The organism is Leifsonia sp. CL147 (assembly GCF_900114565.1).
Lineage (GTDB): Bacteria > Actinomycetota > Actinomycetes > Actinomycetales > Microbacteriaceae > Leifsonia.
Genome location: NZ_FOTM01000021.1, coordinates 55965 through 76732 on the forward strand (window position 1 = coordinate 55965; position 20768 = coordinate 76732).

Here is a 20768-nt window from a genome sequence, read left to right on the forward strand (position 1 = left end):
GACGCGGCCGCCGGCGCCGCCTCAGCCGAGCTCACGCCGCATCACCCAGCGGTCCGCGCCGCCCGAGTGCGCCTCGGTCGAGCTGCGGCGCGTGAAGCCGTGCGCCTCGAACAGGGCGACGGTTCCGACGTAGCCGCTGATCCCATCCACGCGCTCGCCGCGGGTGTCGACCGGATAACCCTCCACCAGGGTCGCGCCGGCACGTCGGGCGTGCTCCACGGCGCCGTCGAGGAGTTCGTGCATCAGCCCCCGGCCGCGGAAACCCGCCCGCACGACGAAGCAGACGATCGACCATGGGTCCTGCTCCTCGTCGAGGTGCGGGATGGTGCGCGAGCGCATCAGCCTGCCGTAGCTCGACTTCGGCGCGACCGAGCACCAGCCCGCCACCTGGCCGTCGACGTACACGAGGACTCCCGGGCCCGGCTCCCGGCTGCACTCGCTGCGCATGTATTCGATGCGCTCGGGCATCCCGAGCCGCGCGTCCCGGTACGACATGCACACGCAGCCCCCGCCACCGGGCTTGCGCGGGACCATGAACGACGCGAAGTCGTCCCACTGGCCGGTGGCCGGCAGCACCTCGATGGACATGCCGGAAGCGTACCCGGCGGTACGGCCCCTGCCTAGCGGCCGGCGGGCACCGAGCGCCCAGCGGCCATCTAGCTGCCGGCGGGCACGTAGCGGCCGGCGGGCACGAGCTCCGCGACGATCGCCGCCGCCGTCTCGCGGCCGACACGGATCGCCCCGTCGACGTGCTGGTACCCCTTGCCCGCCAGGTCACTGCTGGAGAAGCGGATGGGGCCGACCGGCGCCCGCAGGTCCTCGCCGTATCGGGCGAGCCCGCCCATGTCGAAGCTGGCGGCGTAGGCGCCGCGGGTCCACTCCTCGCTGCCCCAGTCGCTCTCGAAGTACACCACCGGCTCGAGCGCCTGCGGCCCGTAGTAGTGCGACAGCGACTCGAGGATGCGCGCCCTGCGCTCCTCGGGTGTCAGCCGGAACACCGCGTCGGCGGCCTCGTCGGACACGAAGCCGACCAGCGTTCCCCGCGGATCGCCGTCGTAGCTGTTGTCGTACGCCTCGTGGACCACTTCGTACGGGCTGAACGCCGTGCCGCTGTACCCGTCCTCTCGCCAGAAGGGCGTCTCGTAGACCGCGTGCACCTTGATGACGAAACCCATCGAGAGGTGCTGGTGCAGCTGCTGCTGCCGGCGGGGCAGCGGCGGCTGGTACTGGATGCGGCTGATCAGCGGCGGCGGAACGGCCACGATGGCGAAGCGGGCGCTCACCCGCACCTCGTCGGCGATCGCCGTCACGCCCGTCTCGTCCCACTGCAGGGTCCGCACCGGTGCATCCAAGTGGACGTCGTCGCCCAGGCGCTCGGCGAGCAGCAGCGGCACCTGCTGGAGGCCGCCCTTCACGCGCTTGTCGAGGATGAAGTCCGCATCCACGAGGTTCGAGAAGCTGCCGGCGCTGGCCGCCATGAGCAGCGCCTGCAGCGCCGAGAAGGCGTGCGCGGGCTTGGTGAGCATGGCGCCCGCGATGAACATGCCGATGTTGCGCCGCGCCTCCTCGTCGTCGGTCTGCGTCTCCAGCCAGCGGCGGAACGAGATCTCGTCCAGCTCCTTCGCGCGTGGATGCGCCCACGGCCGCTCCGGGTCGATCTCGGCGACCAGCGCATCCATCCGCTCGATCAGGCCGACGATCTCCTTCTCGGTGGACGGCGCCACCGGGAAGATGTCGCCCGCGAACGTGCGGCGGTCGCCGTTCGCGCCGAGGTAGATGTTCACCCCATCGCGGTAGCGGGAGTACGTCTCCAGCCCCAGGTCGCTGAGGGTGTCGATGAGTGCGTCCTGGTCGGGCGAGACCCATTGGCCTCCGATCTCGAGCATGGCCCCGCCGACCTCGTCCGTCCACAGCCGGCCCCCGACCCGGTCGCGGGCCTCGAGCACGGCGACGGTCAGACCGGCCTTCTTCAGCTCGGTCGCGGCCGTCAGGCCCGAGGCTCCTGCGCCGATGACGACGACGTCACGTTCGATGGTGTCCATTGCTATCCGCTCCAGTGCGTGAGAAGTCGTTGGGAGGCCAAACTATCGATATCGACTGTCAAAACGCCAGAGTGCAACTGAATCCATATGCGATTTCCGTATACACCGTCCAAATGGGCAGGAGCCGATCCGGCGCAGCCGTCGGCGCGAACGGGCGACGTATCCCGTGCCATCCGCCGAAGTGCTCGTAGTTGCACTCGCCTACGGCGTGTCGCATGCACCTACGAGCACCTCGGCGACGACCGTCCCCACGCCATAGCGCAGGTCAGGCCGCCTGCGCGCCCGACGCCTCCCGCATCAACGGCACACCGCCGACCGGCCTGAGCGACGATTCGTCACGAATGTGCACCTCCACCCAGCCTGAGCGACGATTCGTCACGAATGTGCACCTCCACCCAGCCTGAGCGACGATTCGTCACGAATGTGCACCTCCACCGAGCCTGAGCGACGATTCGTCACGAATGTGCACCTCCACCCGGTCGAGCCACCGGACGTCACCGCGGGCTGTGACCTCAGGCCGCCACGAACACCCCTCCCGCACCCCCACTTGACGGGACACGATGCACGGTGGAAACATCGTGACACCGGGTCGCACCGCCGACAGCCCGACCGGAACCACCCACCATCCAGATCGATGAGGATCACATGCATCGCAAAATGTTGACGTCAACATTGCCGAACGGAATTCGGAGGGGGATGGTCGCGATCACGGTCGCCGGCGCCCTCGCCCTCACCGGGATCGGCGTGGCGCCCGCCCTGGCCGACCAGCCCCATCCCTCCAAAGGACCCGGAACCTCGGAGTTCAAGGGCGTGAACTGGGCCGACCCGCGCGACAACTATGCGTCGGACGCGGTCGTCCCCACCGGCCTCAGCACCTCGGACAGCTACGACCAGGTGTACGCCGCATCCCAGAAGATCCTGGGCGGCTTCGCGCAGAACCTCGGCGCCAACACCGTCCGCCTTCCGATCAACCCGGCCAGCGTCGGGACCGCCTGGTGGGACTCCTACCGCGGCGCCATCGACGCTGCGGTGGCCTCGGGCGACAAGGTCATCCTGAGCTACTGGGAGGCCGACAGCAGCAAGGACGGCTTCATCGACGACGTCCCCGCCTGGAAGACCATGTGGAACACCGTCGTGGCGCAGTACCTGCACACGTCGAACGTCTACTTCGAGCCGATGAACGAGCCGCACGGCTACACGCTCGACCAGTGGGTCGGCGTCACGTCGCAGTGGCTGGCGGACCACCGGGAAGTCCCGCGCAACCGCGTCGTGATCAGCGGCACCGGCTACAACGACAATGTCGTGGGAGTCGGCGACGCGCCCCAGCTGAAGGGCACCCTCCTCTCGCTGCACTTCTACGGCTTCTGGGCCTCGCACACGACCGAGGCCGAGTGGACAGCCGACCTCTCCGCCCGGATCGGCTCCTACGCGGGCCGCACGATCATCGACGAGGCCGGATCGCCCATGACGATCGGGCTCAACTACGGTGCCCACAACGGCAACGTCTACACGTCCTTCCTCGCCGCGGTGACCGACTTCGCCCGCCAGAACCGGATGGGCCTCGTGTACTGGCCGGGACTGCGTGCAGGAGACTCGTACTCCATCGAATCCCTCCAGCCGGACGGCACCCTCACCGACAACAGCGCCACCGGCGTCGCCCAGCTGAAGTGGGGCTACGGGTACGGCGACCAGGAGCCGGTCAACGACCTCCCGCCCGCGCCTCCCGGCCAGAGCATCGTCGGGCAGGCGTCCGGCCGCTGCGTCGACGTCCCCGGGTTCAGCACGACACCGGGTACCGCCCTCGACCTGTGGGATTGCAACGGCGGCGGCAACCAGTCGTGGAACCTGACCGCGGACAAGCAGCTCACCATCTACGGCAGCCTCTGCATGCAGGCGGGCACCGACGGCGTCACCGCAACCGCGGGTCAGCGGGTCGTCACCGCGGCGTGCACCGCGTCCGACACGCAGCACTGGAACGTGGCAGCCGATGGTTCGATCAGCCCGGTCGCCGCACCGAACCTCTGCCTGGACGCCAGCGGCGCGGGCACGGGCAACGGCACGGCCGTCGACCTCTGGTACTGCAACGGGCAGCCCAACCAGGCGTGGACCCTGAAGTGACCGTGCCCGAGTAGCACCACACACCGCAAGGGGGACTGCCGGCGTCGCACCCGCGACGCCGGCAGTCCCCGTTCAGTACTCGATGCGTCCCGCCCGATCGTGGAACTCGCCCGTCGGGCCGCCGGGACCGATCGTCGCCAGGCGCACGGTCGCATCCGTCCCCTCCTCCATCGTCTGATGTCCGCTGTAGCCGTTGAACTCCGTGGCCGTGTAGCCCGGGTCACTCGCATTCACCCGGACCTCCGGCAGGCTCTTCGCGTACTGCACCGTCAACGCGATGACCGCCGCCTTGGATGCCGCATACGGGATCCCGCGAACCGGATACTCGTCGTGGCCGGGCGTCGACAGCCACCGGGGCCAGCCGACGCCGGACGCGACATTGACGATCACGGGAGCGGCGGATCGCCGCAACAGCGGAAGCGCCGCCTGCGTCACACGGACGAGCCCGAGCACGTTCGTGTCGAGCGTCCGCTGCATCGCCTCCACATCGAGATCGTCGACGCCGCGCAGGGACGTCCCCAGGATGCCCGCGTTGTTCACCAGCACATCCAGGGCGGGCAGGGAGGCGATCGCCGCATCCACGCTGCCCTGGTCGGTGACATCGAGGGCGAGCGGGATCGCTCCGATGTCGCGGGCGGCGTAACCGCCGGCGGGGTCGCGCATCCCGGCGTAGACGGTGTGACCCGCGTCGAGGAGCCGTCGGGCGGTTTCCAGGCCGAGGCCGCGGTTCGCCCCGGTGATGAGTGTCGTGGTCATGGGAGCGAGTCTGCGCGGACCGCGGGCGGAGACCCAGGCAGCGCTCGACCGGGGTACCGGGAGTACCAGGATGCGGGCCGCCGGCGGACGTACGATGTGCGCTATGGGTGAGTTCGCGGCGGTGCTGCGGTCGTGGCGCGACCGGGTGGACCCGGCCGAGGTCGGGCTCCCCGCGGGCCCTGGCCGCCGGGCGCCGGGGCTCCGCCGCGAAGAACTGGCCGCGCTGGCGGGCGTGAGCGTGGACTACATCGTGCGTCTCGAGCAGGGCCGGGCGGCCAACCCGTCGCCGCAGCTGCTCGGGGCACTGGCCCGCGCGCTGCGGCTCTCCCGTGCGGAACGGGACCACCTGTTCCGTGTGGCCGGCGCCCTGCCGGACCCGGACGGCGTCATGCCCCGGCACATCACGCCCGGCGTTCAGCGCATCCTCGACCGGATCGGGGATGTGCCGCTCGCCGTGTTCACCGCGTCCTGGGACTTCCTCGTCTGGAACCCGCTGTGGGCGGCACTGATCAGGGACCCCGCCGAGGTGACCGGCATCGAGCGCAACCTGGTGTGGCGTCACTTCACCCGCGGGCACGACGGCGTCGAGTACGACGAGGTCCACGAGGAGGAGTTCGCGAGCGACCTCGTCGCGGATCTCCGCCAGGCCCACGGACGGTATCCGGGCGATCGGGAGCTCGGCCGCCTCATCGTACGGCTGCGGGCCGAATCCCCCGAGTTCGAGCGCCGCTGGGCGACGGCGCGCGTGGCCACGCACCGGGCGAGCCGCAAGACGATGACGCGAACGGCGGCCGGTCCCATCACGATCGACTGCGACGTGCTGACCGTCCCCGACGGCGACGTCCGCATCGTCGTCTACACCGCCGTCCCCGGCAGCGAGGACGCCGCCAAGCTCGACCTGCTCCGCGTCGCCGGCGTCGAGCGCTTCCCCGCGCCCACGGCCAACGCTCCGTAAAGCGGGCCGGGGCGGCGCGCTAGGGGCGCAACATTCGTCACGAATGCCACGCCCCAGCCCGCGCAACGCAACATTCGTCACGAATATCGCCCCCCAGCGCGCGCAACGCAACATTCGTCACGAATTTCGCCCCCCAGCGCGCGCAACGCAACATTCGTCACGAATATCGCCCCCCAGCGCGCGCAACGCAACATTCGTCACGAATGTCGCCCCCCAGCGCGCGCAACGCAACATTCGTCACGAATGTCGCCGGGCCGGAGCCGGGCGCAGCCGCAGGGTCAGGGCTGGCGGAGGAGGGCGACTCCTTGCGTGGGCAGGCGGAGGGAGGACGCGGCGGCTCCGGTGAGGAGATCCGTGCCCGGGAGGTCGAGCGTGACCGTCTCGTCGGAGTGGTTGATCGCGACGAGCACGTCTCCTCGGCGCACCAGCTCGACCCCCGGGAACTGCGGGAGGCGGTGGACGCCGGCCGAGGTGAGGACGCCCTCCAGCAGCACGCCGAGCGAGTCCTCGCCGAGCCGGGTGGCGACGTACCAGGCATCGCCCGAACCCCGGACGTGACGCGTGATGGCGGGATGCCCGTCCAGCACCCCGCCGTCGAAGACGGCCTCGACGTCCGCCGACCCGGCGACGACGTACTCGGCCCAGAGGGACGCGGATCCGTCGCCTCCAACCACATCCCCGCGCACGCGCAGCACCGGCGGCTCGCCGCCCCCGCTCGCGGCGAGGTCGGCGGCCGCTGGCGGCGCGAACTCCTCGACCCGCACGCCGAGCGTCTCCTGCAGCACGCCGAGGTAGCCGCCCGTCCGCGCGTGCAGGTTCTTGTCGAGGATGCCCGTGAGGTAGCCGACGACGAGGGTGCCTCCGTCCGCGGCGAACCCATCCAACGCCGCCAGCTGCTCATCGCTCGCGACGAACAGCGACGGCACCACCACGACCCGGTAGGCGGACAGGTCGCCGGTCGCCTGCGCGAAGTCGACCGTCACGCCGGCCGCGGCGAGCGCCCGGTACCAGGCGAAGACCTCGTGGAGGTACTGGACCTTCGTGGGCGACGCCGGCTGCTCGATCGCCCACCACGAGTCCCAGTCGAACACGATCGCCACCTCCGCGGGCACGGCCTCGCCGAGCAGAGCATCCCCTCCGGAGAGCGTCCGCAGTTCGGCGCCGAGCTCCTCCACCTCGCGGAAGATCCGGGTGTCCGTCCCGCCGTGCGGCACCATGCCGGCGTGGAACTTCTCCGCGCCGGCGACCGCCTGCCGCCACTGGAAGAACAGGATGCCGTCGGCACCCCGCCCGATGCACTGGTACGACCACGCGCGCATCTGGCCGGGCCGCTTGGCGGCGTTCCGCTCCCGCCAGTTCACGGCGCCCGGCGACTGCTCCATCAGCAGCCACGGCTTGCCGCCGCCGAGCGAGCGCATCAGGTCGCGCTGCATCGCGGCGTACACCGGCGACAGCGGGTCGGCCGGATCGGGATAGGCGTCGTCCGACACGATGTCGACCTCCTGCGACCATGCCCAGTAGTCGGCCGGCTTGAAGAACCCCATGAAGTTCGTCGTGATCGGAACGGAGGAGCGCGACCGGATGATCTCGGCCTCCGCCCGGAAGCATGCCCGGAGCTCGTCCGAGCTGAACCGGTCGAAGTCGAGCAGCTGCGTCGGGTTCTTGAAGGTCGGCGCCGACCGCGGCGGCAGGATCTCGTCGAACGCGTCATAGTGCTGCGACCAGAACGCGGTTCCCCAGGCGTCGTTGAGCGCCTCGATCGTGCCGTACTTCTCCTCCAGCCACGTGCGGAACGCCTCCGCCGACGCGTCGCAGTAGCAGTGGCTGACGTGGCAGCCGTACTCGTTGTTGACGTGCCACAGCTCGAGGGCGGGATGCTCCGCGTAGCGGTCCACGATCGCCTCGACCAGCCGGGCGGCGTAGCGCCGGTAGACCGGTGAGCTCGGGCAGTACGCCTGCCGGCTGCCCGGCCACAGGGTCACCCCGTCCTCGGTCACGGGCAGCAGCTCGGGATGCTTCTTCGCCAGCCACGGTGGAGGCGACGCCGTCGCGGTGGCGAGGTCGACCCGCACTCCGCCCGCGTGCAGCAGGTCGAGCACCTCATCCAGCCAGCCGAAGTCGAACTCGCCGTCGCGCGGCTCGATGCGGGCCCAGGAGAAGATCCCGACCGAGGCCAGGTTCACTCCGGCGCGGTTCATCAGCCGCACGTCCTCGCGCCACACCTCAGCCGGCCACTGCTCGGGGTTGTAGTCGCCGCCGTACCAGAATCCACTCACTCTTTGACGCTCCCGCTCGCTAGTCCGGTCGTCCAGTATCGCTGAAGGAACAGGAACGCGATGACCAGAGGGATGATGGACACGAAGGATCCCGTGATGACCACGGAGAACAGTGCCTGGGATCCGCCGCCCGCCGCACTCGTCGCCTGCTGCTGGGCGAGGCCGACGGTGAGCGGGTAGAGGTCCGAGCTGTTGAGCATGATCAAGGGCAGGAAGTAGTTGTTCCAGGTCCCGACCAGGGCGAACAGGAAGACCGTGACGATGCCCGGTCCGAGGAGGCGCAGCCCGATCTGCCAGAAGATGCGGAACTCGCCCGCCCCATCCACCCGGCCCGCTTCGATCATCGAGTCCGGGATGGCGTCGGCCGCGTACACCCGCATCAGGAAGACGCCGAACGGACTCACCAGCGACGGCACGATGACGGCGGCCGGCGTGTTCGTGATCCCGAGCTGGCTGAACATCAGGTACGTCGGGAGGGCCAGCGCCGTGAGGGGGATCATGATGGCCCCCAGCACCACGCTGAACATCACCACGGCCCCGGGGAAGCGGTACTTCGCGAACGCGTACCCGGCCATCGTGGCCAGCAGCGACGCCCCGACCGCGCTCACGACGGCGTAGATCAGCGTGTTGATCGCCCAGTGGATGTAGATGCCGTTCTGGGTCGTGAAGACCGCGCCGATGTTGGTGAACAGGTCGAAGGTGTGCCCGAACGCGAACCCGAACGTGGTGAACAGGTCGGCGTTGCTCTTGGTGGATGCGATGAAGAGCCAGACGATCGGCAGCACGAAGTAGAGCGCGCAGATCCAGAGCAGCACGGTCAGCAGCGTGCTGCGCTGCTTCTCGCGGTTGTAGGACCGGGCTTCGCCGCGTCCGCGGCGGCGGCCGGCCTTCGGCGCCGGGACCAGGACCTGTTCGGTCGCTGTGTCAGTCATTGCGGGGCTCCCTCCGCTGGGTCGAGAGTTGCACGACGTACGACACGATGGCGATCACGAGTCCCAGAAGGAAGGCGATGGCCGCGGCGTAGTTGACGTCCTGGTTGGTGAACGCGAGGTTGTACGCGTAGTAGTTGGGCGTGTACCCGTTGTCGATGACGTTGGGCGCCAGGTTGTGCAGCAGGCTGGGCTCGTTGAAGAGCTGGAACGTGCCGATGATCGAGAAGATCACGGTCAGGATGATCGCGGGCCGGATGCCCGGGATCTTGATGTTCCAGGCCACCCGCCACTGGCTCGCGCCGTCGATCTCGGCCGCCTCGAACAGCTCGGTCGGGATCGACCGGAGCGCCGCGTACATGATGATCATGTTGTAGCCGACGAAGGCCCAGGTGACGATGTTCATCATCGACCCGAGCATGTTCTGCGCGCTCAGGAGGTCGGGGGCCGGGAGGCCGATCCCCCGGAAGGTCTGCGCGATCGGGCCGAAGTCGTTGCCGTACAGGTAGCCCCACATCAGCGTGGCGACGACACCGGGAACGGCGAACGGCAGGAAGATCAGCAGCCGCAGGGCGACGGAGCCCCGCACCCGTCCGCTGTCGAGCGCGAGAGCGAAGAAGAGCGAGAGCGCGAGCATGATCGGAACCTGGATGACCAGGAACAGTGCCATGCGCCCGATGCCGGCGAGGAAGTCGGGGTCGGTGAACGCCCGGAGGTAGTTGGCGAAGGCGGCGAAGGTCTGACCGCCCACCAGCTGGGTCGTGAAGAGGCTGAGGTAGCCCGAGTAGATGAGCGGCATCAGCAGCATCACGATGAAGACGATCATGAACGGCGCGACGAACAGGTAGGCGGCCCGGTTGAGCCGCCGCTGGGTCGCGCTGTGCCGGCGTCGCGGTCTCTCCGTGCGTTCTCGCGTCCGCACGGGGGCGGATGCGACGGATTGGGTCATGGTGAACTCCCTTGTTCGTGCGGGGTGCGTCGTGCGGGGTGCGTCGCGCGGGGTGCTTCGTGCGGGGTGCGTCGCGCGGACCGCGTCTTGGGGGTGGGCTGCACCGGCGGCGGGTGGAGCACCCGCCGCCGGTTCAGGCCTTATTTGTTGACCGAGAAGCCCTGCTGGGTGCCGTAGCTGACCAGCGCCTTCTGCCAGGCGTCGAGCCCGGCCGAGAGGTCGCCCTTGGCCGCGAGCGCCTTGCCCATCGTCTCCGTATAGCTGGAGTAGGCGTAGTCCATGTAGGGCAGCCACTCGAACTTCGTGTCGACGGTGGTCGAGATGCCGGCGAACAGCTCGTTCACCTTCTGGCCACCGTAGAACGGGGCGGCCTGGTTCACGAACGCCGGATCCTTCAGCGTGGCATTCAGGGTCGGGAACAGGAACTGCTTGTTCGCGAACATCAGGGTCGACTGCTGGTCGTTGTTGATGAACTTGGCCAGCTCGTACGCGGCGATCGGGTTCTTCGTGGTCTTGAGGACGGCATCCGACGAACCGCCCCAGTTACCGGAGGCCGGCTTCGCGCCCGGCGTCTGCGGCAGGGCCGCTGCGCGCCAGAGACCCGAGGTCTTCGCCGCCGTGCCCTGCAGGAAGACGGGAGCCCACGCCGCCGTCAGCCAGCCCGCGTACTTCCCGTTGGCGAGTCCCTGGTACCAGCTGTCGGTGAAGTCAGGGTCGGTGGAGACGTATCCCTTCTGGATGAGGTCCTGCCAGTACGCGACGACCTTCTTGGCCTCGGCGCTGTTGACGTCGACCTTCACGCCCTTCACCCCGTCGTACCCGAACGGCTTCACGCCGGCCTGCCACAGGAGGCCGAGCATCTGACCGGCCTGGCTGGAGGCCAGGTTCGACATGTACACGCCGGTCTTGGACTTCACCGCGGCTGCGTCGGTCGCGTACTGGTCCCACGTCGTCGGCGGGGAGGTGATGCCGGCCTTGTCGAGGATGTCCTTGCGGTACAGGTTGCCCATCGGGCCGGAGTCCTGCGGGACCGCGTAGATCCCTCCGCTCTGCTTCACCTGGTTCCACACCCACGGCACGTACTGGCTGCTCAGGTCGGACGCTCCGTAGGGCGTGAGATCGAGCAGGCTCTTCGTGACGGTGAACGAGGAGATGTACTGGAATTCGATCTGAGCGACGTCCGGGGCGCCCTTGCCCGCCTTCAGCGCGGTGCGGAGCTTCTGGTAGTGCGGTGCACCCTGCCCGACGTTCTCGACGTCGACCTTGATCGCCGGGTACTTCTTCTCGAACAGTGCGACCTCGTCCTTGATGTTCGGGACCCAGGTCCAGAAGGTGAGGTTCGTCGGCGTCTTCATCGCCTTGTCGATGTCGGACTGCGACACCGACTTCGTGTTGCCCGACGTCCCTCCTCCACCTCCTCCGGTGCAGCCCGTCAGCGCGATGGCCACGGCCAGGAGGCCGGCGCCCAGCGCCACTGCTGTTCTCGGTGCTTTCTTCCTCATGAGCGTTCTCTTTCTCTTGGTGTTCCGGTCACGCCTGTGAACCGGCGACCTCGAACACGGCCACGCCGCGCGGTTCGAGGGTGAAGCGGGATCCGGCGGCGAACCGCTCGCCGGTCTCGACGTGGATGCTGTCGGCCGGCACCTCGACGGCATGCTCGGCGCCCGACCAGTTGTGCACGAAGGCGATGCTGCGCTCCCCCGCCCGCCCGGTGCTCACCGTGACCGGCGATGCCGCGCTCCAGGATGCGGACGCGCTCTCGGGCACGAGCCACCGCGCGATGCTGCGCGCGAGCGCCGGGTTCGGGACCGTGCCGACGTAGGTCACGCGTCCGGAGCCGAACGATGCCGTCGTGATGGCCGCCTTCGCGCCCAGCTCGGTGGGCGTGTACTCGACCAGCGTCTCGGCGTCGTCGACGTTCAGCACGTCCACCCACGACGTCGCCTGCGACCCCTCCTCCAGCGGGAAGTCCGCGCGCACGGCGGTCACCCCGAGAGGTTCGGACAGATTGCTGTACTCGTCGTACCAGACCCCGGCGGCGTCATGCAGCCGGTCCGGGGCGACAGCCCGGCGGGCGCGGGCGAGCTCGTCGCCGTAGCCGGTGCGGATGCCGAGCACGAGGTGCCCGCCGGCCTCGGCGTACCCGCGCAGCGCATCCAGGAGGGCGTCGTCCGCGACATACTCGGCGGCCGCGACCAGCACGGGATACCTCGCCGCAAGTCCTTCCGCGGACTGCGCCACGAACTGCCGCGAGTGCTGGACCCGGACCTGAGCGCCGGCCTCGCTGAGGCCCCGGTAGAAGGCGTCGACGATGCGGCCGTACGAGCCGGCGTCCGGGCGGCCGTCCTCGCGAGCGAGCGGCGGGTAGGACTCGAACGACCACTTCGTGTCGGTGGAATGCAGCAGCAGCACATCCGCATCCGGCTCGAACCCGTCGAGGGAGCCGCCGATCCGCTTGAGGGCCGCCCCCAGCTCGGCCACCTCGCGGTAGATCCGGCCGGGCACCTGACTGTGCGGAAGGATGCCGCCCCAGTAGGTCTCCGCGCCGAAGTGGAGGGTGTGCCAGTGCCAGTACTCGACCATGCGGGCGCCACGGCTGACGAGCGCGAAGGCCGCCTGCTTGATCTGGCCGGGATAGGGCGGCTGGTTCTGCCAGGGCCCGCCGATGGACTGCGCGTTCGTCTCGGTGACGAGGAAGCGTTCCTGGGCCGACGAGTACGCGCGGTCGGCCCACTGGAAGAGCGCCCAGGGCCCGGTGTGCCACCACTCCGCCTGGCGCGGAAGGTCGGCATCGGCCGAAAGGCCGTCCTGCATCAGGTAATAGGGATTGCCCGCCGTGATGTCGAGGGGGGCGACCAGCTCGTCGTCGGAGATTTGCGGCCGCGAGTACGAGATGCAGGTCGTGACGAACTGGTCCTCCCGGGCGTACTCCCGGACGATCCCGGCCTGCCAGGCGATGAGATCGGTGGCCTGCGCGGCCTGGAACCGCCTCCACTCGAGCTGGTACTGCGGCATCCCGTTGCCGCTCGGGTGCCAGAGCTCGGACCACTCGGCGATCCGGTGCGACCAGTAGACCAGCCCCCACTCCTCGTTGAGTCGCTCGACGCTGCCGTAGCGGGCGCGGAGCCACCCGACGAATGCCTGGAAGGTGGACTCGTTGTGCGAGAGGTTGTTGCCCGGTTCGTTGTCCACCTGATAGCCGATGATCGCCGGGTGCCCGGCGTAGCGCTCGACCACCTTCCGGATGATCCGCTCGGCGTACCACCGGTAGGCGGGGACCGACTGGTCCATCTCCTGGCGTGTGCCCCAGCCGATCGGATGCCCGTCCGCATTCACCGACGCGATCTCCGGGTGGAGGGTCTGCAGCCACGGCGGGATGGCGTACGTCGGCGTGCCGAGGATGACCCCGATCCCCCGGGCGTGCGCTCCGTCGAGGACCGGCTGCAGCCACTCGAGGTCGAACTCCCCGTTCCTCGGCTCCCACGTGGACCACACCGATTCGCCGACCCGGATGACGGTGAACCCCGCCTCCGCCATCAGGTCGAGGTCGCGATCGAGCGTCCCCTCGGTCTGGTACTCGGCGTAGTAGGCGGCCCCGAAGAGGACACCGGAGAAGTGGGGGCTCTGCGTCATCGCCGACCTTTCGCATCATCGCGCTGCTGTCGACAACGTCGGATTCCGGGCGTTCTGCGGATGTTGTCGACAACATTAAGTTGTTGGCGATGCTATACGGGTGCTGGCCCGGGCACAACCTCCGAGACCGGATGGTTACATTCGGTCAGCGCGGGACCGGTGCGGTCGAGGCCCGCTGGACCAGTTCGGGGAGCCGGTACCCGGGGACCTCCGCCACATCCTCGCCCTCGATCTTCGCGATCAGGACGTTCATCAGATAGGCGCCCTCGCCCTCGAAATCGAGGCGGATCGTCGACAGCGATGGCAGGTGGAACCGCGACTCGGGCGCGTCGTCCATCCCGATCACGCTCACGTCGTCCGGCACCCGGATGCCCCGCTCGGCGAGACCGAAGATCAGGCCGATGGCCATACTGTCGTTGGCCAGCGCGACGGCGGTCACCTCCCCGGGCAGCTCCCGGGCAGCGCGGTAGCCGGCCTCGGCGGACCAGTCGCCCTCGGACTCCCACACCAGGTCGAGTCCCCGCTCCCGCACAACCTGGAGGAATCCGCTCCTGCGCTCGCCGGACGCGATCCACATGCCGGGACCGTTCACGAAGGCGACGCGCCGGTGCCCGAGGTCGGCGAGGTGCATCCCGGCCAGCTGCCCGGGATGGGCACGCGGGTTCGCGCCGGAGGACGCGAGCCCCTCCCCCGAGTCGATCGAGATCGGGACGTCGATCCCCCGGTTCTCGACGGCGATCCGGACCACATCCGTCTGCGCGGTCGCGAAGACGCCCGCGATCTGATGCTCCATCACGACATCGAGGGCGGCATCCACGGACGCGGCGTCCTCCCCGTCCATGGAGGCGATGTCGAGCACGTACCCCCGGCTCCGAGCGGCGGTGGTCGCGCCGGCGATGATCCGTCCGGGGCCGGACAGCTCCATCCGGTGCGCGAGGATGCCGATCCGGTTGGACTGCCGCGACCGCAGCCAGCGCGCGGCGCCGTTCGGCCGGTAGTTCAGTTCGTCGATCGCCGCCTGCACCTTGGCGCGGGTCGTGGGCCGGATCCCCTCGAACCCGTTGAGGAACCGGGTCACCGTCTGATGCGACACTCCCGCATGACGCGCCACATCGTAGATGGTGGCCCGCTTCATGCAACGTAGTGTATCCGCAGCGCGTCGAGGCGCTGCCGCCCGCGTGCGCACTGCGTCGCGTCACGTCCTCCTCCCGCCCTCCACACGCCCTCCACACGCCGCAACATTCGTCACGAATGTGCACTCCCACGCCCGGGAACGCAACATTCGTCACGAATGTGCACCCCCACGCCCCGGAACACGGCATTCGTCACGAATGTGCACCCCCACGCCCGGGAACGCGACATTCGTCACGAATGTCCACCCCAACGCCCCGGCACGCAACATTCGTCACGAATGTGCACTCCCACGCCCCGGAACGCGGCATTCGTCACGAATGTCCACCCCCACGCCCCGGAACGCGGCATTCGTCACGAATGTGCACTCCCACGCCCGGGAACGCAACATTCGTCACGAATGTCCACTCCCACGCCCGGGAACGCAACATTCGTCACGAATGTCGCAGGCCGGCGGGACAGACGGAGGCCGGCGGGACGGACGGGGGACGGGGGCGAATCGGGGAGGCCCGCTGCGGCGCTTGCGCGCCTACCCTGGGTTCGTCAACGCCGACTCCCGACGCCGACGACTCGCACGGATCGGAGCACCATCATGGGATGGAGAACCAAGAACCTCACCACCGCCACGGCCGGGGCGCCCCTCGCCGTCTACAAGCCGACCGCGTGGCTCTTCGCGCAGTTCACCCGCCATGTCGTCTTCCAGGGGTTCACCCCGGCCGGCGGCGACGACGGCCAGCTCTACGAGCTCTACTGCAGCGCCAGCGATGACTGGAACGTCAAGAACCTCGTCTCGGAGGCCGGCGGCGCCGAAGCGGCCACGAACGCCAACGGGTACGTCTGGGCACACCAGGGCTCGCAGCACGTGGTGTACCAGGGTCGCCAGTTCGACGGACACGTCCACGAGCTCTGGTACACGGAGGATGACGGCTGGAACGCCAACGACCTCACCGATGCCGCTCACGCGCCGCTCACCCTCTCGCAGCCGTACGGGTACGAGACGTACTACGACGGCACCCAGCGGGTGGTGTACCACGCACGCGGCGGCGGGCACATCCACGAGCTGAGCAACTCGGGGCACGGCTGGCACGACCTGGATCTGACCGCGGCCACCGGCGCACCGCCCTGCTCACCGGATGCTGCGCCGACGGGCTATTCGTTCGAGGACCAGCGCACAGCCCACGTCCTCGTCCGCAGCGATCCCGGCCACCTCCTGGAGTTCTGGGCCGACGCGGCCGGCTGGCACTGGGGCGACCTGACGGCCACGACGGGCGCGCCGCCCGCAACCGACGCGGACACCGTGAACGGCTACGTCTTCCGCGGCGACGGCACCCAGCACGTCGACTACGTCGGCGTCGACGGACACCTGCACGAGCTGTGGTGGCGCACGGACGGCTGGCATCACAACGACCTCACGGCCGCCGCGGGGGCTGCCCTGCCGTATCCGACGTCGAGCCCGGCGGGCTATGCGTTCGAGTCCGGGCTCTTCCAGCCGGTCGCAACGCAGCACGTGGTCTACACGGGCACCGATGACCTGGTGCACGAGCTCTGGTGGAGCTCCGGCGCCTGGCACGTCAACGACATCGCCGCCCGGGTCGGCGCCCCGCCGGCCGTCGGCGACCCCGTCGCCTTCGTCGAGGTCGACGAGGGCACCCAGAACGTGTTCTACCTCAGCGACGCGCACCAGATCATCGAACTGCGATGGACGCCATAGGCGGGGCTAGAGCTCCAGCTCGCGGCCGACGATCGCGGCGGCGACGTGTGAGATCCCGAGCTGGTGGCTCCGGGCGTAGTCGCGGATGAGCGTGAAGGCCGCGTCGATCGGGACGCCGCGCATGTACGCGATCACGCCCTTCGCCTGTTCGATCACGATCCGGCTGTTCAGCGCGCGCTGGAGCTGCTCGCGCACCTCGTTGCTGTGCGCGATCGTCCGCTCGTGCAGGATGCCGATGGTGGCGACGTCGGCGAACGCCTGAGCGGCGACCATGTCGTCCTCATCCAGCTGACCGGTCTGCGTACGGAGCAGGTTCAGCGTTCCGATCGTGTCCTCGCGGAGCCTCAGCGGGATGGCGTCCACCGCCCGGAAGCCCTCCTCGAGCGCCTTCTCCCGGAACAGACTCCATTTCTCCGGCGCCCGGCCGATATCGGGCACGGAGATGACCTCGCCGGTGTTGAAGCTGTCGATGCAGGGCCCCGCGTCCGCGGCGAGTTGCATCAGCTCCACCAGCCGGCTGGCCTCGCTGGTCGAGACGATCAGATCCAGCTCTCCGTTGCCGTCGGCCAGCAGGACACCGGATTCGGAGGCGCCGAGCAGCCCGGTGCAGGTGTCGACCAGGGTCTGAAGCAGATCGACGACGTCGTAGCCGGCGACCAGCGTGTCCGCCAGTGCGGCGAACGCACGCAGCAGCTGCTGCTCACGAGTGCCGGGCATCAGAACCCCTCGTCCGCGTTCTCGGGCAGGGAGAAGTCGAGCCGGCCCTCCAGGATCTCGCGGGAGACGTCCATCATCGTCTGATCGGTCGAGAACGCGTGCGCCCGGATCACCATGTGGGCGTCCTCCGGGCTGATTCCGAGCTGCGCCAGCACCATCCCCGTCGCCTGGTGGACGATGCGGCGCGAGTACTTGCCCTCGGTCTCCTTCGCGTCCTCGGCGAGGGGCCCCAGCGCCTGCTGGAGGACACGGCGGGCGACGATGTCGGTGAGCTGGGCCGCCCGCATCGTCTGCTCGCGATCGAGAGACACGGCGTCGCGGGCGTACATGTCCACTGCGCCGATCTTCAGCGGGCCGATGAGCATGGGGAAGGCGAACAGCGCGCCGACGTCCTGGCCGGAGATCGCCGGGCTGAAGGCGGCCCACACCCGTTGGGGACGCTGCTGGATGTCCGGCTCGAGGATCGGGCGCCGGTAGCGGAGCGCGTCCCAGCACGGACCCTCGCCGAGGTCGAACTGCAGCTCGTCCAGCCGGGCCGCCTGGGCGTCGGTCGCCGAGAGGGTCTCGTTCCCGAGCAGGTCGCCCATCGTGGAGACGGCGGTGCCGTTCACGGGCAGGTGCCGCAGGAAGAGCGTCGAGAAATCACCCTCGCCCGATGCGCCCGCCGCCCCGCCTCCCGGCTGCTCGCGGTCGATGTCGTCAGCCATGGGAGCATCCCTGCCTCATCGGATTCGCCGCTTCCCGCGGACCGGTGGGCATACGTGTGCCTGGGTCACCACTCCACCGTACGGCAAACGACCCCATCTTCGCCCCTCCCGCCATGAGCCGGAGTGCACCCACGATCCTCTCAGCCCGAGAGCATGTCCAGGTCGAAGTCGGGCAACTCGTCCCCGAGCTCATCCGACGCGAAGGCCCGGCCGTGGTGACCGACCCGCCTCGCCCGCTCGGTCAATTCGATGACCGTGCTCGGCTCGGTGAGCTCCTCGTCGTCATCGGCCAGAGTCGTCGTGAGCGTTGTCGTGCCCGCATGCCAGCCGACCGTGAACCCGGCCCGTGCCGTCCTTCCATCGGCCACGGCGACGGGGATGTCGACCAAGTCGACCTGCTGATGCCGGGCCAGTGCGAGACCGTAGCGCAGAACGGCCTCTGCAATATCCGTGCCGGTGATGAATGTGCGCGCTCCGGCCGAAATCTCCTTCATAACCCCTCGATCCGACTGGTGCATACCGGGGTCTGGGGCTGCAACCTTCAGCGCCAATCTACAACGCTGTCAGGCCATGTCAAGCAGAGCTCGTCCCGTCCTCGAGACCATCCCTGCGCACCCAGCGGATGGCGTCGTCGTGTGCTCGTCGCGTGGTCGCGCCGAGCCATTCCGTGCCCGGGAAGACGGCGTCCTCGCCGATCTCCGCTGTCAATCCCCCGGCTGCGAGATCCAGCTGCACGCGCTCGCCGGCGCTCGCCACCCAGAGCCGGCTGTCGTGCTCCGCCAGCCCGCGCGCGTACTGGAGGAGCACATCCACCATGGACAAGCCGAGCTGATCCACGCCGCGCAGACGGAGGATCACGACGGAGCGCCGCGTGGTCGCCGCCACGCGTGGCAGCTGGGCTTCGAACACGGGAGCGCTGGCGAAGAAGAGGCTTCCGTACGGTTGGAGCACGATGACCTGTTCCGCTCCGACGACGGCGACAGGATCGTGCTCCCGGATGCGTCCATCGCGTCCGGCGCGTCCAGCGCGTCCATCGCGTCCCTCCGAGGCGAAGGAGAGCTGCCGCAGCCGGAGCCGGTTGGACTGCTGCACCACGAACAGGATGGTGCCGAGCCCGACGCCGACGAGCACGGCGAACTGCACCGGGATCAGCAGCGTCAGCACGAACGTGATCGCCATCGTCGTCGTCTGGAGCGCGCCGGTCTTCACCACCGACGCGATCTGGACCGGCTTGATCGAGCCCACCCCCACCACGATCAGCAAGGCCGCAAGCGACGGCATCGCAACGCGCGAGACGACTCCCGCGAGCGCGACGATGGTGACGACCATCACCCCGGCGGCGACGAAGAGGGCGAGCCGCGTCTTCGCCCCGGCGGTCACGATGAGCGCCGACGCCGACATGGATCCGCCGACCGGCATCCCCTGGAAGAGGCCCGACAGGATGTTCCCGGCCCCCTGGCCGATGAAGTCCTGGGAGGGATCGCTGCCTCTTCGGCCCGGATTCGGCACCCCGGAGGACACGGCCGCGCCCTGCACGAGTCCGACGAAGGTCAGCGACAGGGCCGGGATGAGGAGGGGGACGACATCCCGGATCGATGGGCCCACCGGGGGCGGCAGTCCCGAGGGGATGCTGGCGATATCCGCGACGACGGGAACCTGCGCGGACCCAGAATCGAAGACTGACGCGAGGACTGAACCGGCGACGACCGCCAACACCAGTCCGAGAGCTTTCAGCCGTGTCCGCGTGAGCAGCACGATCAGTGCCGCCGTCAGCACCGACACGGCCAGCGTCGGCAGGTGGAAGAGCTGGGGGCGGCTCAGGATGTTGAACGCCTTGAGCACGCGGTTCGCGCCGGTCTGCGGGGAGCCGGTGAAGGCGCTCAGTTGTCCGAGCACGATGTTGACGCCGACGGCCGTGACGAACCCCACCATGACGGCCGTGGGGACGAATCGCAGCAGGCGGCCACCTCCCGCCACCCCCGCGACGACCATGAGGACGCCGGTGAGCATGGCGAGGGTGAACAGCGCGCGGCCGGGATCGGGCAGCGCGCTCAGGTGCGCGTCGGCGACCACCAGGGCCATCGCCCCGGTACCTTGCACGGCCATGAACGTGCTAGACGTGAACAGGGCGGCCCCGGCCATCCCGTACAGGTAGGCGTAGAGCCCGGCGACCGGATTCACTCCCGCGAGCAGCCCGTTCGCCAGCCCGTCGGGGACGCTCTCGATGCCCAATACGACGCCGGCGATCGCATCCCGTCCCAGTGTTCTCGGGCGGAACACGCTGCGGATCAGACGCCACCGCGTCCTCGCCCATCCCATGCCGACGCCGCTCACAAGGCCTGGACGGTGACGCAGGGCATCTCGCGGGTCCTTCCTCGCCACTCGTGATCGCGAATAGTGCTGACAGTAGCGCCCGGCGCGAGCACGGGCTAGCAACATCCTGCCTCGGGACATCGGTCACGAATGTTGCTCGACGAGGCGTGGGTGCGCGCCGCAGATTCGTCACGAATGTGGGTTTCGAGCGCGCCTAAGTGCACATTCGGGCTGTGTCAAGCTGCGTGGAGTCGTTGGGTGGGGGTGTTGATGCCGACGAGGCCGGCTGGCTTTGGGGTGTTGGGGTGGTGGCGGAAGCGTTCGGGGTGGGCTTGGTAGTAGGCGTGTTGGACGTTGTGGCGGTGTTGCCAGTGGCGGTGCCAGCTGCCGTCGTGGACCTGGTCGGGTGAGAACAGGGCGATGCCGGAGTGTTTGTGGTGCTGGTTATACCAGGGCACGTAGGTGTCCATGAACGCCCGGGCTTGCTCGATCGTGTCGAAGATGCCGGGGTAGTTGGGGCGGTATTTCATG

Annotated in this window: 16 protein-coding genes and 1 pseudogene; 3 read left to right on the forward strand and 14 right to left on the reverse strand. The window is 69.0% G+C overall.

From position 1 onward, the window contains the following. Positions 1–21 precede the first annotated feature (21 nt). Positions 22–588, reverse strand: coding sequence for a GNAT family N-acetyltransferase (locus BM287_RS15465; protein WP_090041172.1), 567 nt, complete (start codon positions 586–588; stop codon positions 22–24). A gap of 68 nt (positions 589–656) precedes the next feature. After that, positions 657–2042 (reverse strand): flavin monoamine oxidase family protein, encoded by a 1386-nt coding sequence (locus tag BM287_RS15470; RefSeq protein WP_090041168.1) that lies wholly within the window; start codon positions 2040–2042, stop codon positions 657–659. 696 nt (positions 2043–2738) lie between these two features. On the opposite strand from BM287_RS15470, the gene BM287_RS15475 reads away from it, so the two are divergent. Then, positions 2739–4160, forward strand: a complete 1422-nt coding sequence (locus BM287_RS15475) for a ricin-type beta-trefoil lectin domain protein (protein WP_090041166.1) — start codon at positions 2739–2741, stop codon at positions 4158–4160. Positions 4161–4232: 72 nt separating this feature from the next. On the opposite strand, the gene BM287_RS15480 is transcribed toward BM287_RS15475, so the two are convergent. Next, on the reverse strand, positions 4233–4916 hold the full coding sequence (locus BM287_RS15480) for an SDR family NAD(P)-dependent oxidoreductase (RefSeq protein WP_090041164.1): 684 nt from the start codon (positions 4914–4916) through the stop codon (positions 4233–4235). A 103-nt stretch (positions 4917–5019) separates the two neighbouring features. Between BM287_RS15480 and BM287_RS15485 the strand changes: the two genes are divergently transcribed. Continuing rightward, the gene (locus BM287_RS15485; RefSeq protein WP_090041161.1) at positions 5020–5871 is read left to right on the forward strand and encodes a helix-turn-helix transcriptional regulator; all 852 of its coding nucleotides are present in this window, start codon (positions 5020–5022) and stop codon (positions 5869–5871) included. A 278-nt stretch (positions 5872–6149) separates the two neighbouring features. Here the strand turns inward: BM287_RS15485 and BM287_RS15490 are convergent, their stop codons facing one another. From BM287_RS15490 to BM287_RS15515, 6 genes are all read right to left on the reverse strand, one after another. Continuing rightward, complete coding sequence (locus BM287_RS15490; protein WP_090041159.1) at positions 6150–8147, reverse strand: beta-galactosidase; 1998 nt, start codon at positions 8145–8147, stop codon at positions 6150–6152. Continuing rightward, a complete protein-coding gene (locus BM287_RS15495; RefSeq protein ID WP_090041157.1) occupies positions 8144–9079 on the reverse strand; it encodes a carbohydrate ABC transporter permease in 936 nt (311 codons plus the stop codon). The genes BM287_RS15490 and BM287_RS15495 overlap by 4 nt, the downstream gene beginning before the upstream one ends. Beyond that, the gene (locus BM287_RS15500; RefSeq protein WP_090041155.1) at positions 9072–10025 is read right to left on the reverse strand and encodes a carbohydrate ABC transporter permease; all 954 of its coding nucleotides are present in this window, start codon (positions 10023–10025) and stop codon (positions 9072–9074) included. Before BM287_RS15500 ends, BM287_RS15495 begins: the two co-directional genes overlap by 8 nt. Positions 10026–10165: 140 nt before the next feature. Next, positions 10166–11527 carry an ABC transporter substrate-binding protein gene (locus BM287_RS15505; protein WP_244528378.1) on the reverse strand — a complete coding sequence of 454 codons (1362 nt, stop codon included), beginning with the start codon at positions 11525–11527 and terminating at the stop codon, positions 10166–10168. A gap of 28 nt (positions 11528–11555) precedes the next feature. Continuing rightward, on the reverse strand, positions 11556–13658 hold the full coding sequence (locus tag BM287_RS15510) for a beta-galactosidase (protein WP_090041150.1): 2103 nt from the start codon (positions 13656–13658) through the stop codon (positions 11556–11558). Between the two features lie 145 nt (positions 13659–13803). Beyond that, positions 13804–14793, reverse strand: coding sequence for a LacI family DNA-binding transcriptional regulator (locus tag BM287_RS15515; RefSeq protein WP_090041148.1), 990 nt, complete (start codon positions 14791–14793; stop codon positions 13804–13806). A 588-nt stretch (positions 14794–15381) separates the two neighbouring features. Here BM287_RS15515 and BM287_RS15520 point away from each other — a divergent pair. Beyond that, on the forward strand, positions 15382–16500 hold the full coding sequence (locus BM287_RS15520; RefSeq protein WP_090041145.1) for a hypothetical protein: 1119 nt from the start codon (positions 15382–15384) through the stop codon (positions 16498–16500). A 6-nt stretch (positions 16501–16506) separates the two neighbouring features. Here the strand turns inward: BM287_RS15520 and BM287_RS15525 are convergent, their stop codons facing one another. From BM287_RS15525 to BM287_RS17910, 5 genes and pseudogenes are all read right to left on the reverse strand, one after another. After that, positions 16507–17217 (reverse strand): GAF and ANTAR domain-containing protein, encoded by a 711-nt coding sequence (locus BM287_RS15525; RefSeq protein WP_090041142.1) that lies wholly within the window; start codon positions 17215–17217, stop codon positions 16507–16509. Continuing rightward, a complete protein-coding gene (locus BM287_RS15530; RefSeq protein WP_090041139.1) occupies positions 17217–17924 on the reverse strand; it encodes a GAF and ANTAR domain-containing protein in 708 nt (235 codons plus the stop codon). Before BM287_RS15530 ends, BM287_RS15525 begins: the two co-directional genes overlap by 1 nt. A 140-nt stretch (positions 17925–18064) precedes the next feature. After that, a complete protein-coding gene (locus tag BM287_RS15535; protein ID WP_090041137.1) occupies positions 18065–18418 on the reverse strand; it encodes a hypothetical protein in 354 nt (117 codons plus the stop codon). 79 nt (positions 18419–18497) lie between these two features. Then, positions 18498–20204 (reverse strand): SulP family inorganic anion transporter, encoded by a 1707-nt coding sequence (locus BM287_RS15540; protein WP_244528380.1) that lies wholly within the window; start codon positions 20202–20204, stop codon positions 18498–18500. A gap of 269 nt (positions 20205–20473) precedes the next feature. Further along, positions 20474–20768 (reverse strand): annotated as a pseudogene (locus tag BM287_RS17910) (IS3 family transposase); the annotation flags it as partial.